The sequence below is a fragment of the Streptomyces sp. NPDC026672 genome (assembly GCF_040638185.1).
GTDB lineage: Bacteria > Actinomycetota > Actinomycetes > Streptomycetales > Streptomycetaceae > Streptomyces.
The window spans coordinates 47,472-61,615 of sequence record NZ_JBEZXS010000012.1; the positions used below are offsets into that span (position 1 = coordinate 47,472).

12 protein-coding genes are annotated in these 14,144 nt (G+C 73.8%); 5 read left to right on the forward strand and 7 right to left on the reverse strand.

The genetic code is table 11. The features are described 5' to 3' along the window. Positions 1-165: 165 nt before the first annotated feature. Complete coding sequence (locus AB0F77_RS16265) at positions 166-984, forward strand: hypothetical protein (RefSeq protein WP_361947888.1); 819 nt, start codon at positions 166-168, stop codon at positions 982-984. A 21-nt stretch (positions 985-1,005) separates the two neighbouring features. Here AB0F77_RS16265 and AB0F77_RS16270 read toward each other — a convergent pair whose 3' ends face one another. Beyond that, positions 1,006-2,004, reverse strand: coding sequence for an NADP-dependent oxidoreductase (locus AB0F77_RS16270; protein ID WP_361947891.1), 999 nt, complete (start codon positions 2,002-2,004; stop codon positions 1,006-1,008). A 90-nt stretch (positions 2,005-2,094) separates the two neighbouring features. Here AB0F77_RS16270 and AB0F77_RS16275 point away from each other — a divergent pair, with 90 nt between their 5' ends. After that, on the forward strand, positions 2,095-2,529 hold the full coding sequence (locus AB0F77_RS16275; RefSeq protein WP_361947894.1) for a MarR family transcriptional regulator: 435 nt from the start codon (positions 2,095-2,097) through the stop codon (positions 2,527-2,529). Positions 2,530-2,957: 428 nt separating this feature from the next. Here the strand turns inward: AB0F77_RS16275 and AB0F77_RS16280 are convergent, their stop codons facing one another. Next, the gene (locus AB0F77_RS16280) at positions 2,958-4,823 is read right to left on the reverse strand and encodes a hypothetical protein (RefSeq protein WP_361947897.1); all 1,866 of its coding nucleotides are present in this window, start codon (positions 4,821-4,823) and stop codon (positions 2,958-2,960) included. Between the two features lie 90 nt (positions 4,824-4,913). Between AB0F77_RS16280 and AB0F77_RS16285 the strand changes: the two genes are divergently transcribed. Beyond that, positions 4,914-5,720 carry an EI24 domain-containing protein gene (locus AB0F77_RS16285; protein WP_361947900.1) on the forward strand — a complete coding sequence of 269 codons (807 nt, stop codon included), beginning with the start codon at positions 4,914-4,916 and terminating at the stop codon, positions 5,718-5,720. A gap of 66 nt (positions 5,721-5,786) precedes the next feature. Here the strand turns inward: AB0F77_RS16285 and AB0F77_RS16290 are convergent, their stop codons facing one another. Further along, the gene (locus AB0F77_RS16290) at positions 5,787-7,049 is read right to left on the reverse strand and encodes a pyroglutamyl peptidase (protein ID WP_361947903.1); all 1,263 of its coding nucleotides are present in this window, start codon (positions 7,047-7,049) and stop codon (positions 5,787-5,789) included. A gap of 194 nt (positions 7,050-7,243) precedes the next feature. On the opposite strand from AB0F77_RS16290, the gene AB0F77_RS16295 reads away from it, so the two are divergent. Further along, positions 7,244-9,667, forward strand: a complete 2,424-nt coding sequence (locus AB0F77_RS16295) for a glycoside hydrolase family 3 C-terminal domain-containing protein (protein WP_361947906.1) — start codon at positions 7,244-7,246, stop codon at positions 9,665-9,667. 84 nt (positions 9,668-9,751) lie between these two features. Here AB0F77_RS16295 and AB0F77_RS16300 read toward each other — a convergent pair whose 3' ends face one another. Continuing rightward, positions 9,752-10,726 (reverse strand): aldose epimerase family protein, encoded by a 975-nt coding sequence (locus tag AB0F77_RS16300; protein ID WP_361947909.1) that lies wholly within the window; start codon positions 10,724-10,726, stop codon positions 9,752-9,754. Between the two features lie 63 nt (positions 10,727-10,789). Then, complete coding sequence (locus AB0F77_RS16305; protein WP_361947912.1) at positions 10,790-11,677, reverse strand: SGNH/GDSL hydrolase family protein; 888 nt, start codon at positions 11,675-11,677, stop codon at positions 10,790-10,792. Positions 11,678-11,931: 254 nt separating this feature from the next. Here AB0F77_RS16305 and AB0F77_RS16310 point away from each other — a divergent pair, with 254 nt between their 5' ends. After that, positions 11,932-12,426, forward strand: a complete 495-nt coding sequence (locus AB0F77_RS16310) for a DUF3145 domain-containing protein (RefSeq protein WP_361947915.1) — start codon at positions 11,932-11,934, stop codon at positions 12,424-12,426. A gap of 65 nt (positions 12,427-12,491) precedes the next feature. Here the strand turns inward: AB0F77_RS16310 and AB0F77_RS16315 are convergent, their stop codons facing one another. Both AB0F77_RS16315 and AB0F77_RS16320 read right to left on the reverse strand, forming a co-directional pair. Further along, positions 12,492-13,763: a beta-ketoacyl-[acyl-carrier-protein] synthase family protein gene (locus AB0F77_RS16315; protein WP_361947918.1), complete on the reverse strand. Its 1,272-nt coding sequence runs from the start codon at positions 13,761-13,763 to the stop codon at positions 12,492-12,494. An 83-nt stretch (positions 13,764-13,846) separates the two neighbouring features. Further along, positions 13,847-14,095: an acyl carrier protein gene (locus AB0F77_RS16320; RefSeq protein WP_361947921.1), complete on the reverse strand. Its 249-nt coding sequence runs from the start codon at positions 14,093-14,095 to the stop codon at positions 13,847-13,849. Positions 14,096-14,144 lie beyond the last annotated feature (49 nt).

Sequence of the window (14,144 nt, forward strand, 5' to 3'; positions counted from 1 at the left end):
TGGTGGGGGTGTCAATGGGTCGCGTCGATAACGGTTTCGACAAGGGATGCGGCAATTGCTCGGAGTCGTCGCGCAACTCACCACGCCGATATGGCGAGTTCACCACACAATTTTCACAGCAGCCCCTATGAACGTTACCTGCGAGGAACTTAGTCTTCCCGCGTCATGGACTACTGCCACCCGTGCCGACGGCACCTCAACGGCGCCCTCGCCTGCCCGGGGTGCGGCACGCCGGTCGAACAGCTCCGCGCGCAGGCCCCGGAGCCGGACGACGCTCCCGCCGCCCCCGCCGCCCCTGCCTCTTCGTATCCCGCCGTCGCGGCGGCGGACGAGGACGCGTACGGCGACGGCCGCGACGATCCGGACGGCCGTGACGACCCGGGCGAGGACGCGTACGACGACGAGGACCCGGACGAGGACGACGAGCCGCACGGCCGCACCGGCCGGCGCCGTTCGGGCGGGCGCGACGGGGCCGCGGACGGCAGCAGGCGTGACCGCAAGGCGGCGGCACACCGCCGCCGGCGCCGCCGGGTCCTGCTGGTCGTCGCGGGCTTCCTGCTGGCGGCGGGCGGCCTCAGCCTGGCCGAACTCGGCACGGACGCCCCCTTCTCCACCTCCCGGCCCGCTGCCGCCGGGGACGAGTCGGCCGACGGCGGCGCGGCCACCGCAGGGCCGGACGAGACGGCGGAGCCGGTCGGCGCGAAGGACTCGCCGGCCCCGGACGACCCGGCCTCGCCCAGCGCGTCCGCCTCCCCTTCGCCCTCGGAGTCGGCCTCGGACGAGGCGTCGGAGTCCCCCGACGACAAGGCGACCGACGGCTCGGCCCAGTCCGGGACGACACCCGCGGACAGCCCGGCGAAGCCGCCCTCGCGGCCGACGACCCGCCCGCCGTCCAGCCCGACGGCCAAGCCCTCGACCCCGCCGGCCTCGCCCAAGCCGTCGCCCACGAAGACCTGCGACCGCTTCCTGTGGTGGTGCACCTGACCTCCGGCCGCGGGCCGGGCGTCAGAGCTTGACGATCATCTTCCCCGTGTTGTCGCCGCGCAGCACGCCGAGGAACGCCTCCACCGCCCGGTCGATGCCCTCGACCACGGTCTCGCGGTACTTGAGCGCGCCCGACGCCACCCAGGGCCCGACCTCCTGGACGAACTGCGGCTGGAGGTCGTAGTGGTCGCCGACGAGGAAGCCCTCGATGCGGCCGCGGGTCTGGATGAGCCGTGCCAGGTTCTTCGGGCCCGGGACCGGCTCGGTGGTGTTGTAGACGGAGATCATCCCGCAGACGGCGATGCGACCGCGCAGGTTGAGGGAGCCGATGGCCGCCTCCAGGTGCTCACCGCCGACGTTGTCGAAGTAGACGTCGATCCCGTCGGGGGCCGCGGCGCGCAGCTGCTTGCCCACCGGCCCGTCCTTGTAGTTGAACGCCGCGTCGAAGCCGTACTCCTCGACGAGCAGCCGCACCTTGTCGTCGGACCCGGCCGAGCCGACGACCCGTGAGGCGCCCTTGAGCCGGGCGATCTGCCCGACCTGGCTGCCCACGGCACCGGCCGCGCCGGAGACGAACACGGTGTCGCCCTCCTGGAAGGCGGCGGTGCGCAGCAGACCGGCGTACGCGGTGAGCCCGGTCATGCCGAGCACACCGAGGTACGCCGACAGGGGCGCGGCCTGCGGGTCGACCTTGACGGCGCTCTTGGCGTCCACCACGGCGTACTCGCGCCAGCCCAGGAAGTGCAGCACGCGGTCGCCCACCGCGAAACCCTCGGCGGCGGAGGCGACGACCTCGCCGACGGCACCGCCGAGCATGACCCGGCCCAGCTCGAAGGGGGCGGCGTACGACTTGGCCGCACTCATCCGGCCGCGCATGTACGGGTCCACGGAGAGGTACTCGTTCCGTACGAGCACCTGGCCCGCGCCGGGCTCGGGCGGCTCGGTCTCGACCAGCGCGAAGTCCTCGGGCTTCGGCCAGCCGACGGGGCGGCTGAGGAGGTGCCATTCGCGGTTGGTCATCACGGTGCCCTTTCCGGTTTACTTCAGTGTCTGAAACAACCATGCGGCTGAATATTTCAGGATGTCAAGTAAGCGGGTATCGTGGAGGGCATGTCCGCATCCGACACACCCCGACCCGACGCACTCACCCTGGAGGTCGTCGAGCTCATCGGTGACGTGGTGGCCCGCTTCCACGCCGACTACGAGGACGCGGCGGCCGAGCACGCACTGACCGGAGCGCAGGCCCGGCTGCTGAGGCTGCTCTGCCTCGAACCGCTGCCGATGCGCAAGCTCGCCAACAAGCTGAAGTGCGAGCCGTCGAACGTGACCGGGATCGTGGACCGTCTGGAGTCCCGCGGCCTGGTCGAGCGCCGCCCCGACCCCTCCGACCGCCGGGTGAAGCTCGCGGTGGTCACGGAGGAGGGCCGCCGGGTGACCGGACGGCTGCGCGAGCACCTCCGCTTCGCCCGCGAACCCCTCGCGGGCCTCTCGGACGACGAACGCCGCTCCCTGCGCGACCTGCTGACCCGGATGCGGGACGCGTAACGCCTGGCGGCGGGCCTGGCCGTGGTCCGCAGGGACCGCCGACCGGAGTCTTGGCCGAACTGGTGGGTTGGCCGAACTGGTGGGTTGGCCGAACTGGTGGGTTGGCCGGTCGGTCGGAGGGCTGGCCGGTCGGAGGGGTGGCCGGCTGTCGGTCGGCTCGGTGCGGTGGCCGGTCGGTCGGCTGTCTGCCGACCTGGCGGGGTGGCCGGGCAGTCGGACAGTTGGGTGGCCGGAGGTGGCTCAGCCGGTCGGCCGATGGTCGGCTCGGTGGAGCGGTCGGCCGGTGGAGCGGTCGGGTGGAAGCGGTTCGTCGGGCGGTAGTGGTCGGGCGGCCGGTGGGGCGGGGCTGCCGGGCGGTCGGGCGGCCGGTGGGATTGGGGGCAGCCCCGCGGCCGCCGCCCCCGCGGGCTGCCCGACCGGGCGGTGGGTCAGGTCGTTGCGAGCAACCGCCGGGCCAGTGTGCGGAGTTGTTCGTCCGGGTGGTGGGGACCGGCCTGGGGCACGTCGCCGAGCAGGCGGCGCGGTGAGTGGGCGAGGTGGCGCAGCACGGGCCGCAGTTCGTCGGGGACCCGCCCGATCGCGGCGAGCGTTTCGAGGGCGTGGAGGCCGACCGGGGTGGGGCCGACCAGCTCGCTGAGGACGGACACGGCACGCTCCGGGGACCCGGTGATCCCGTGGTGCGCCTCGGCGGCCGAGGCCCGCGTCCACTCGTACCCGGCGGTCAGCAGCGCCTCGACGGCCGGCAGCAGGGGAGCGGCGGCGGGGCCGAGCGGCCGGAGCGCGCCCAGGTACCAGTGGGTGGGGCCCCGGCCCGCGAGCAGCCCCTCGACGGTGCGCAGCGTCGGGCCCGCGTCGCCGGTCAGCAGGTACCGGGCCTCGGCCGCCGCGGCGCGCAGCGAGCCGTCACCGCTCTCCAGGGCCTTGTCCAGCAAGGTGCCGACCTCCGGGGCGCGGGCGCCGAGCGTCCCGAGCAGCCGGGCGGCGACGATCGCCGCGCGGCGGGTGCGCAGGCAGTCCACGAGTTCGGGCTCGGCCGGCAGGGCGGCGGCGCCGAACGGTTCGAGGGCCCCGACCAGGGCGATGGCCTCGTTGCCGGTGGCGCCCGCCGCGAGCGCGCGGCGGACCGCGGGTATCAGCAGGTCGCCGGCCTCGGGGAACGACCGGGCGGCCGTGCGCAGCACGTACGCGTCGCCGTGCCCGGCCGCCGCCTCCAGGGCCCAGGGGTCGCGGACGGCCAGCAGCGCGGTCAGCGCGGCCTTCGCGACCCCCTCGTCCCCGTCGCCCGCGTGACGGCGCAGCGTGTCCAGGAGACCGGCGTCCGGCTCGGGCACGCCCGTGATCCAGCGGCCGATCGTGCGCAGCCGGGGGACCAGGCCCTCCGCGTCGTGCCGGTGGGCCAGGCCGGCCGCCAGCAGGGCCAGCACCTCCGCCTCCCGGTCGCGCCAGGTCTCCACGATCTCCCGGGCCAGCCAGAAGCCGCGCGAGCCGACGTCCCCCTCGGCGATCCAGTGTCCGGCCACGGCGAGACCGGCGTCCGGGTCCTCGGTGAGCAGCCGGTGCAGGCGCTCCTCCAGGGTGAGGGTGCCCGACCACGGGTAGTCGTCGTCGCCCGGGTCGGGATCGGCGCCGTCGCGCGCGAGGACCGCCACCGGGCCGGGCGCGTACGGCGGCCCGGACCGCTCGGCGGTGAGCACGGCCGCCGCCAGCCTGACCTCGGGCAGCGCGTCGTCGAGCGGCAGTGCCTCCCCGCCGAACCGGGCCAGCGTGATCATCGCGTCCGCCCGCACCGCCGGCACCGGGTCCCCGTCGTACAGCGCCTCGGTCCGGGCCACCGCCGCGGCCCGCGCCCCGTCCGGCAGCAGCTCGGCCACGGCCGCGACCACCCGCAGCGCCGCCCGGCGCACCCCGCGCTCCGGGTCGTCCAGACAGGGCAGCAGACCGGGCAGCACCCGGCACAGCTCGGCGCAGATGCCGGCGACCGCGCTGCCGGACCAGTGCGGCGAGACGACGTCCTCGGGGTCGTGGTCGGCGAGCACGGCGAGCAGCATCAGCAGTTCGTCGCGCTTGCCCGGGGCGTGCAGGACGGCGTGCGCGAGGAACGGGACCGAGGGCGCCGAGGCCGGATACACCGAGCCCTGGTGGTGGATGTTGCCGAACAGTTCGTAGATCGCCTCGCCGGCCGTCTCCCCGCCCTCGTACAGCGCCCTGATCAGCTCCGGCACGTCCTCGGCCGAACCGTAGGCGTGCGTCAGCTCGTGCCACCGGACGTCGTCCAGTTCGGCGGGGGATCTCATGGCGGGCGCTCCTCGGCTGATCGGGTGCGGCGACCCTATCGATCACCACTGACACCGGGCCCGCGCGCACCGGCCAGATAGGGTGCGCGCATGCGTGAACTCGGGGTGGGTTTCGGTTATCTCCTCAAGGGCCAGCGGTGGGTGGCCCGGCACGGCAGGCAGTACGGCTTCGGCCTGCTGCCCGGCCTGATCACCCTCGTGCTGTACGTCGCCGCGCTCGTCTGCCTCGCGCTGTGGGGCGAGGACTTCGTCGCCTGGTCGACGCCCTTCGCGGACGACTGGTCCAGCCCCTGGCTCGGCCTCTTCCGCGGCTTCCTCACCGCCGTGCTGTTCGCCCTCGGGCTGCTGCTGGCCGTCCTCACCTTCACCGCCGTGACCCTGCTGGTCGGCCAGCCCTTCTACGAGAACCTCTCCGAGACCGTCGACCGGGACGTCTCGCCCGACGGCACCGCACCCGAGTCCGGCCGGCCCCTCTGGCGCGAGCTGTGGGTCTCCGCCCGCGACAGCCTGCGCATCCTGGTCCGCGCGGCCCTGTGGGGCGTCCTGCTGTTCGCGCTGGGCTTCCTCCCGTTCGTCGGGCAGACCGCGATCCCGGTGATCGGGTTCTTCGTCACCGGGTTCTTCCTCACCGAGGAGCTGACCGCCGTCGCCCTCCAGCGCCGCGACGTCGACCTGCGCGCCCGCCTCGCCCTGCTGCGCTCCCGCAAGATGCTCGTCTGGGGCTTCGGCACCCCGCTCGGCCTCGCCTTCCTCGTCCCGTTCGTCGCCGTGTTCCTGATGCCGGGGGCGGTCGCCGGGGCGACGCTCCTCGCCCGCGAGCTGAGGGGCGAGGAGGTCAAGGAGGGCGACGACGCCGACGCCGATGCCGAGGCCCGGGGCGACCGCGTCACCTCCTGAGCGCGTGCCGCCCCGCCGGCCGGCGGCGGTGGGTCACTTCACGAACGTCACTTCACGAACGTCACTTCACGGACGTCCCTTCACGAACGTCGCGTCCGCGGCCACCGTGACGATCGACCGTATCTGGCCGATGATGTCGAGCCGGTTGCGCACGAACTCCGGGTCCGTGACCGTGCCGGTCGCCGGGTCGGTGTTCCCGGCGCCGAACTGGAGCACCGGCGTGTGCACATGGCCGCCCGGCAGTGTGTCGTGCAGCCCCAGCCGGTCCCGCAGCAGCGTGGCCCGGTAGGCGATCTCGTTGGAGAGGTAGTCGCCGCCGCCCCCGGCCCGCGCCGTGGACCCCTCGGTCGGCCCGTCGGGCCGCACCACGGGGGCGCTCCCGCCCGCCGGGATCTCCGTGACCTCCGTGTGGTCGAACACCGGGAACCGGCCCGTGTCCGCGGCCGTGATCGCCGCGTACGGCAGGGTGGTCGTCGTCCACTGGGGCTGCGAGGCCGGGTCGGCGACCGGGACCGTCTCGGTGCGGGACACGTTGTCGTTGTCGGGGAAGCCGCCCCGCCACGCCCCGTTGGTCCGCTCGACGTCGATGCGCCCCACCCGGCCCTGGCTCACCGTGGTGAACAGGTCCACCTTCGGCAGGTACGGCCGCAGCGTCCGCTCCACCGCCCCGTCGGCGAAGTCCTGCCAGCGCACCGGGAACACGGCCGTCTCGATCCGCGCCGGGCCCTTCGACGTACGGATCACCGTGCCGTCGAGCGCCAGCGCGGTCGCTCCGGACGGGTTGGAGATCCGGATGTCCCGGTCCAGCGTGAAGGGGTCGAAGCCGGTGACCAGGATGCGCTTGACGCCCTTGCCGTGCGGATACACCAGGTCGCTCCCGCCGCGCGAGGTGCGCTCCAACGCGTCGAGGAGCCGGGTGCGTTGCGTGTCCGAGAGGCCGAACCCGGGCTCGTACGCGCGCACTTCGCGCGTCATCCCGAGCCGCGCCCAGTACAGCGGCCGGTCGTCGTCCCGGCTCAGGTCGCCGCCCGCAGGACCGCGGCCCTGCGCCCGGTCGACGGCCCGCCGCCACAGCGCCGACCCCTGCCGTTCGACGACCCGGCGGGCCTGCGCGTAGGAGTGCGCGCCGTCGAGCGCGCGGGCGAACTCCGGGGCCACCGCGTCGAATCCGGAGCGCCGCAGGATCTCCTGCGGCACGGCCTGGTCGAGGCGGCGCTCCTCGACGGTGGGGGAGGGCGCGGCCGACGCCGAGGCGGAGGCGGTGGGGGCCGTCAGCCCGGCCAGCAGGGTCAGTCCGAGGACGCCGATCCGAACGCGTATGGAGGTCAAGGGAGTTCAGGTCCTTCCGTCGCTGTGGGGCGCGTGGTGCGGGACGGCGGCAGTATCGCCCGGGACGACCTGCGCGGTCCATGGCGCCCGGTTTCCCGCGGCCGGGAGGTGTCACCGGCCCGTGGCGAGGAAGGATCGAGGAGGGATCAAGGAAGGACCACGGTGTCCACGACGGCGACGAGGAGGGCGGCGGGATGACGGCGACCCCGGCGGACCGGGCCCGGGAGGCGGTCGTGGAGTCCGCCCTGCGCCGACTCGACCTGGACGCCAAGGCCCGGCTGCTGGCCGGCCGGGACATGTGGAGCCTGCCCGCGCTGCCGGAGATCGGACTGGGCTCCCTCGTCATGTCCGACGGCCCGATCGGGGTGCGGGGCGTGCGCTGGACCGCCGATGACCCCTCCCTGGCCCTGCCCTCCCCGACCGCCCTCGCCGCCACCTGGGACCCGGACCTGGCCCGCCGCGCCGGTGTGCTGCTCGCCCAGGAGGCCCGCCGCAAGGGCGTCCACCTGCTGCTCGCGCCCACCGTCAACCTGCACCGCTCCCCGCTCGGCGGACGCCACTTCGAGGCGTACAGCGAGGACCCGCATCTCACCGCCCGCATCGGCACCGGATACGTCCGCGGGGTGCAGTCCGGCGGAGTCGGCGTCACCGTCAAGCACTTCGTCGCCAACGACGCCGAGACCGAGCGTTTCACCGTGGACAACGTGATCGGCGAACGCGCCCTGCACGAGCTGTACCTGGCCCCCTTCGAGGAGATCGTCGCGCACGCCCGCCCCTGGGGGATCATGACCGCGTACAACGCGGTCAACGGCACCACGATGACCGAGCACCGCCACCTCGTGCGGGACGTCCTGCGCGGCGCGTGGGGCTTCGACGGTGTCAACGTCTCCGACTGGCGGGCCGCCCGCTCCACGGCCGCCGCGATCGAGGGCGGCCTCGACGTCGCTATGCCCGGCCCGCACACCGTGTACGGCCCGGCGCTGGCCCGTGCCGTGCGCGCCGGCGAGGTGTCCGAGGAGGCCGTCGACACCGCCGTGCGCAACGTGCTGCGTCTCGCCGCCCGCGTCGGCGTCCTCGCGGGCGCCGGACCCGTCGTCACCGAGCCGCCCCCGCCCGTCGACGGCGAGGCCCTGGCCCGCGAGATCGCCCGCCGCTCCTTCGTACTGCTGCGCAACGAGGACGGAGCGCTGCCGCTGCGGCCGGGCCGGGTCGCCCTCATCGGCGGCGCCGCCCGGGACGCGCGCATCCAGGGCGGCGGCGCCGCCACGGTCTTCCCGGCCCGGGTCGTCTCCCCGCTCGACGCCCTCACCGCGGCCCTCCCCGAGGGCTGCGTCGACTACGCCGTGGGCGCCGACCCGAACACCGAACTCGCCGTCGGCGCACCGGGGTTCGCACTGCGGGCGGTGTGCCGCGACGCTGCGGGCGAGGTCGTGGGCAGCGCCGGTGCGCCCGGCGGGCTGATCCGCTGGACGGGCTCCGACCTGCCCGCGGGCGTCACCCTCGACACCCTGCACACCGTCGAACTGACCGGCACCTTCACCCCGCGCGAGAGCGGCACCCACACCTTCGGCGTCAAGGGCGTCGGCGCCCTCACCCTCGCCGTCGACGGCACCACCCACTACGTCGGCCTCCAACTGCCCGCCACCGAGGGCCCGTTCACCACGTCCTTCGACGCCCCCGTACCCCGGGCCCGGGTGGGTCTCACCGCCGGCCGCCCGGTCCGCGTCTCCCTCACCCACGTCCTGCGCCACCGTGCCGACGTCCCGCTCAGGGTCGTGGACCTCGCCGTCGCCCACCTCGGCCCGCGCCGCGACCCGGCCGAACTCGTCGCCGAGGCCGTCGAGACGGCCCGCGCCGCCGACACCGCCGTTGTCGTGGTCGCCACCACCGAACGCGTCGAGTCCGAGGGCTTCGACCGCACCGACCTGCGCCTCCCCGGCCACCAGGACGACCTGGTCCGCGCCGTCGCCGCCGCCAACCCCCGCACGGTCGTCGTCGTCAACTCCGGCTCACCGGTGGAACTCCCGTGGCGCGAGGAGGTCGCCGCCGTGCTGCTGAGCTGGTTCCCCGGACAGGAGGGCGGCGCCGCCCTCGCCGACGTGCTGACCGGCGCCCACGAACCCGGCGGCCGGCTGCCCACCACCTGGGGCTCCCTCGCCGACGCCCCGGTCACCCAGGTCGCCCCGCAGGACGGCCGACTCGTCTACCACGAGGGCGTGTTCATCGGCCACCGCGCCTGGGAGCGGGCCGGGCGCACCCCGTCGTACCCCTTCGGTCACGGCCTCGGCTACACCGAGTGGACCTACGAGTCCCTGACGGTGAGCGGTACCGCCGTCACCGTGCGGCTGCGCAACTCCGGTGCGCGCACCGGCCGCGAGACCGTGCAGCTCTACCTCTCACCGGCCGCGCCCGACCCCGAGCGGCCCCGCCACCGGCTCGCCGGGTTCGCCGGCGTCACCGCGGTGCCCGGCGAGAGCGTCGAGGTCACCGTCGAGCTGCCGCGCCGCGCGTTCGAGATCCGCGACGGGAACACCTGGGCGTTTGTGAAGGGTTCGTACGAGATCGCCGCCGGCCGCTCGATCACCGACCTCCGCCTCGCCGCCCCGATTAACGTCTGACGTGGGACGGCTTCCCTCCCGAGCAGCCCCGGTCCGGGACCTGACACCCGGACCGGGGCTCGGCGGCGCCGACGGGCCCGTGCCCTACGACCGCGCCCCGAAGCCGTACACCGACTCCGACCGGTACACCCCGCCCGGCCGCAGCAGGGTGCTGGGGAAGTCCGGGCGATTGGGCGAGTCGGGGAAGTGCTGGGTCTCCAGGGCGATCGCGTCACCGGGCGAGAACGGCTCACCGACGTGCTCGGCGGTGTAGAGCTGCACCCCGGGCTCGGTCGTCGCCACCGTCAGCACCCGTCCGGTCGCCGGGTCGTGCAGCTCGGCCACCTCGACCGGTGTGCTCGTGACGCCCTTGTCGAGCACGAAGTTGTGGTCGTAGCCGGAGCCCACCTCGCGCGCCGCGCGGAAGTCGAAGCGCGTCCCGGTCACGTCCCGCGACTCGCCCTCCGGGATGCCGTCCTCGCCGACCGGCGTGAACCGGGAGGCGGCGAGCCGCAGTTCGTGACCGCCCGCGTAACCCGCCCCGGCCAGGTTGAAGTAGCTGTGGTTGGTGAGGTTCACCACGGTCGGCGCGTCCGTCACCGCCTCGTACGCGATCCGCAGCGCCCCGGACGCGTCCAGGGTGTAGGTCGCGGAGACCTCCAGACGGCCCGGGAAGCCCTCCTCGCCGTGCGGACTGACCCGGCTCAGCCGGACGCCGTGCTCGACCGGCTCCGCGTCCCACACGCGCTTGTCGAAGCCGTTCGGCCCGCCGTGCAGGTTGTTGGGCCCGTCGTTGGGTTCCAGCGCGTACGTCAGATCGTCCAGCGGGAAGCGGGCACCGCCGATCCGGTTGGCGTAACGGCCGATCAGCGCGCCGAGGAAGGGCTCCGGGTGGTTCAGATAGCCGTCGAGGTCCGCGAACCCCAGCACGACGTTCGCCGCGCGCCCGTCCCGGTCCGGGACCTCGACGGACTGCACGATCCCGCCGTACGTCAGGACCCTCACCCGCGTGTCCCCGCGCTCCAGCGTCCAGCGGTGGACGGGCATGCCGTCGGAAAGTGTGCCGAAAAGGTCGCTCATGCCGGAAACCCTAGTGCCCCGGCAGGCGACGTCTGCCCGTGGTGAACGTCGCCTGCCGGGGCACTAGGTCACGGGCTCCTCGGCGGTGACGGTCCGGTAGGCGATCGCGGCGAGCCGCCGCTGTCCGTCCGCGCTCGGGTGGAACCAGTCCCAGTGGCTCAGCTGGTCCGTGCCGAACGCGAAGTCGAAGACCGCGCCCCCGTCGAAGCGGCACCGCGGGTCCTTGGCGCACACCTCGCCCAGCACCTTGTTGTAGTCCTGCACCCGCTGCTGCACCGTGTCCCGGCGCAGCGTCGCCGCCGAGTCCAGGGCGTCCGCGTCGCCGAGCATCGACGGGCAGATGCCCAGCTTCCACACCTGCCTGCCCAGCGGGTTCGTACGCCCCTGGGACCACAGGCGCTTGAGGTTGGGCACGCTCGCCACGTACACCTGCGCCCTCGGCAGCGCGCGGCGCAGCGTGGCGAGGGTGTCCTCGAACTCGGCGCGGAAGTCGGCCACCGGGGTCATCGCCGCGGCGGAGGACCGGCAGGCGTCGTTGGCGCCGGCCATCACCGTCACCAACGCGGGCCTGTGCGCCACCGCCTGGGCCATCTGCGCGGGCAGGTCCGCCATCCGGGCGCCCGTCCGGGCGTAGTTCCAGCTGCGGTCGGCCGCCCGGGTGCGCCCGAGCAGCCGGACGGCCAGGCTGTCGACCTGGGTGCTGGTGCCCGTCGCCCAGGACACCTCGGGGCAGTCCGAGAGCACCGTGCAGGCGTCGAAACCACGGGTGATGGAGTCGCCGACGGCCGCGACCGAGGACGGGCTGCGGTCCCACACGGGGGTCGGACGGGCCGTGGTGCGCCGGGGGGCGGGCGTGTGGTCCCCGGCCGCGTCGCAGGCCGCGGCGGCCGGGAGGAACGCCGCCAGCGCGAGCGCGAGGGCGGCGCGGCGACGCCGGTGTCGGATCAGCATGCCCAGGTCCATCCCCTTTTCGTACCGTCATGATCCTCAACCCATGACAACGCGTGCGGGTTCCCGGCGGGCGGCGTGCGACGGCTCACACCCGCACAGGCGTCCCCCCGGGTGAATGGCGGGTGTTCCTGACACCGGGACCGACGGTACGTCACACTCCCCGGTCCGGCGCACGGTAGCCTCGCCATCAGCGCGACCGTCGTGCCACGGCCGCCCTGCCCGACCGTTATGTCCCGCTCTGCCCGGAGGTCCCGGTGACGACACGTGGAGTTCTGTACGTGCACTCCGCGCCGCGCGCGCTGTGCCCGCACGTCGAGTGGGCCATCGCCGGGGTGCTCGGCACCCGCGTCAGCCTCGACTGGATCCGGCAGCCGGCCGCGCCCGGCACCTGGCGCTCCGAGTTCTCCTGGAAGGGCGAGGTCGGCACGGCCTCCAAGCTGGCGTCCGCGCTGCGCGGTTGGCATCTGCTGCGCTTCGAGGTGACCGCGGAGCCCTGCCCCACCGCCGAGGGCGAGCGCTACAGCTGCACCCCCGACCTGGGCATCTTCCACGCGGTCACCGGCATCCACGGCGACATCCTGATCCCCGAGGACCGGCTGCGCGCGGCGCTGCTGCGCAGCAAGCGCGGGGAGACCGACCTGGAGGCCGAACTCGCCAAGCTCCTCGGCAAGCCCTGGGACGACGAACTGGAGCCCTTCCGCTACGCGGGCGAGGGCGCCCCGGTCCGCTGGCTCCACCAGGTCGTGTGACGCGCCACCCGCACATGAAAGGGGCTCCACCGTCAGGTGGAGCCCCTTTCACGTGAGCGTGCTTCTCAGACCGTCCGGAAGGCCAGGACGACGTTGTGGCCGCCGAAGCCGAACGAGTCGTTCAGCGCGGCGATACGGCCCTCCACGGGCAGCTTGCGGGCCTCTCCCCGGACCACGTCCGCGGCGGCCTCCGCCTCCGGGTCGAGGTTGTCGACGTTGATGGTCGGCGGAGCCAGCCGGTGGTAGAGCGCGAGCACGACCGCCACCGACTCCACCCCGCCCGCACCGCCGAGCAGGTGACCCGTCATCGACTTCGTCGCGGAGACGGCCATGTGGTCCGCGTCGTCGCCGAACACCTTGCGCAGCGCCTTCAGCTCGGCCACGTCACCGGCAGGCGTCGAGGTGGCGTGCGCGTTGACGTGCACGATCTCCGCCGGGTCCAGGTCGGTGTTGTCCAGCAGGTTCTGCAGCGCGTGCGAGATGCCGCGGCCCTCGGGCTCCGGCTGCACGATGTCGTGGGCGTCGGCGGAGATGCCCTGGCCGACCGCCTCCGCGTACACCCGGGCGCCACGCTTGGCGGCGTGCTCGGCGGACTCCAGGACGATCACGCCCGCGCCCTCGCCGAGGACGAAGCCGTCACGGTCCACGTCGTAGGGGCGCGAGGCACCCTGCGGGTTCTCGTTGTTCTTGGACATCGCCATCATGTTGCCGAACGCGGCGATGGGCAGCGGGTGGATCGCCGCCTCGGTGCCGCCCGCGACCACGACGTCGGCGCGTCCGGTACGGATCATCTCGATGGCGTAACCGATGGCCTCGGCGCCCGACGCGCAGGCGGAGACCGGGGTGTGCACGCCGGCGCGCGCGCCGACGAGCAGGCCGACGTTGGCCGAGGGGCCGTTCGGCATCAGCATGGGGACGGTGTGCGGGGAGACGCGGCGTACGCCCTTCTCCTTCAGCACGTCGTACTGGTCCAGTAGGGTCGTCACGCCGCCGATGCCGGAGGCGATGACCGTGCCGAGCCGGTCGGGGTCGATGGACGCGTCGTCACCGGCCCTGGCGGTGAAGCCGGCGTCGGCCCACGCCTCCTGGGCGGCGATCAGCGCGAACTGCGCCGAACGGTCGAGCCTGCGGGCCTGGGTCCGCGGGATGACCTCCAGGGGTTCCACGGCGATGGTCGCCGCGATGCGGACCGCCTGGTCGGCGGCCCACTCCTGCTCCAGGGGCTTGACGCCGGAGGTGCCGGCGATCAGGCCCTCCCAGGTAGAGGCTGCGTCGCCACCCAGCGGTGTGGTTGCGCCGATACCGGTGACGACCACGGTGCGATTGGTCGGGCTCACGGGAATTCTTCTCCAACGAGTACGAGGATTCAGCGGCGCCACCGCCGGGTGGCGGGGCTTGCAGCCTCAGACCTGAGGGTGACTCAGCTCTGGTGCTTGAGGATGTAGTCGGTCGCGTCGCCGACAGTCTTGAGGTTCTTGACGTCCTCGTCCGGGATCTTGACGTCGAAACGCTCTTCGGCGGCGACGACGACCTCGACCATGGACAGCGAGTCGACGTCCAGGTCGTCGGTGAAGGACTTGTCCAGCTGGACGTCCTCAACCGGGATGCCGGCGATCTCGTTCACGATGTCGGCGAGACCGGCGACGATCTCTTCCTGAGTGGCGGCCATGTTGGCGCTCCTTCGTTGTGAATCCAGAGGGTGTGGCGGTGGTGCTCAA

Excerpts from the sequence above, each read along its gene's own strand:
- AB0F77_RS16300 (WP_361947909.1), bottom strand. The coding sequence starts at position 10,726 with ATGAGCGACCTTTTCGGCACACTTTCCGACGGCATGCCCGTCCACCGC.
- AB0F77_RS16265 (WP_361947888.1), top strand. The coding sequence starts at position 166 with ATGGACTACTGCCACCCGTGCCGACGGCACCTCAACGGCGCCCTCGCC.
- AB0F77_RS16305 (WP_361947912.1), bottom strand. The coding sequence starts at position 11,677 with ATGCTGATCCGACACCGGCGTCGCCGCGCCGCCCTCGCGCTCGCGCTG.
- AB0F77_RS16280 (WP_361947897.1), bottom strand. The coding sequence starts at position 4,823 with ATGAGATCCCCCGCCGAACTGGACGACGTCCGGTGGCACGAGCTGACG.
- AB0F77_RS16320 (WP_361947921.1), bottom strand. The coding sequence starts at position 14,095 with ATGGCCGCCACTCAGGAAGAGATCGTCGCCGGTCTCGCCGACATCGTG.
- AB0F77_RS16295 (WP_361947906.1), top strand. The coding sequence starts at position 7,244 with ATGACGGCGACCCCGGCGGACCGGGCCCGGGAGGCGGTCGTGGAGTCC.
- AB0F77_RS16285 (WP_361947900.1), top strand. The coding sequence starts at position 4,914 with ATGCGTGAACTCGGGGTGGGTTTCGGTTATCTCCTCAAGGGCCAGCGG.
- AB0F77_RS16270 (WP_361947891.1), bottom strand. The coding sequence starts at position 2,004 with ATGACCAACCGCGAATGGCACCTCCTCAGCCGCCCCGTCGGCTGGCCG.
- AB0F77_RS16275 (WP_361947894.1), top strand. The coding sequence starts at position 2,095 with ATGTCCGCATCCGACACACCCCGACCCGACGCACTCACCCTGGAGGTC.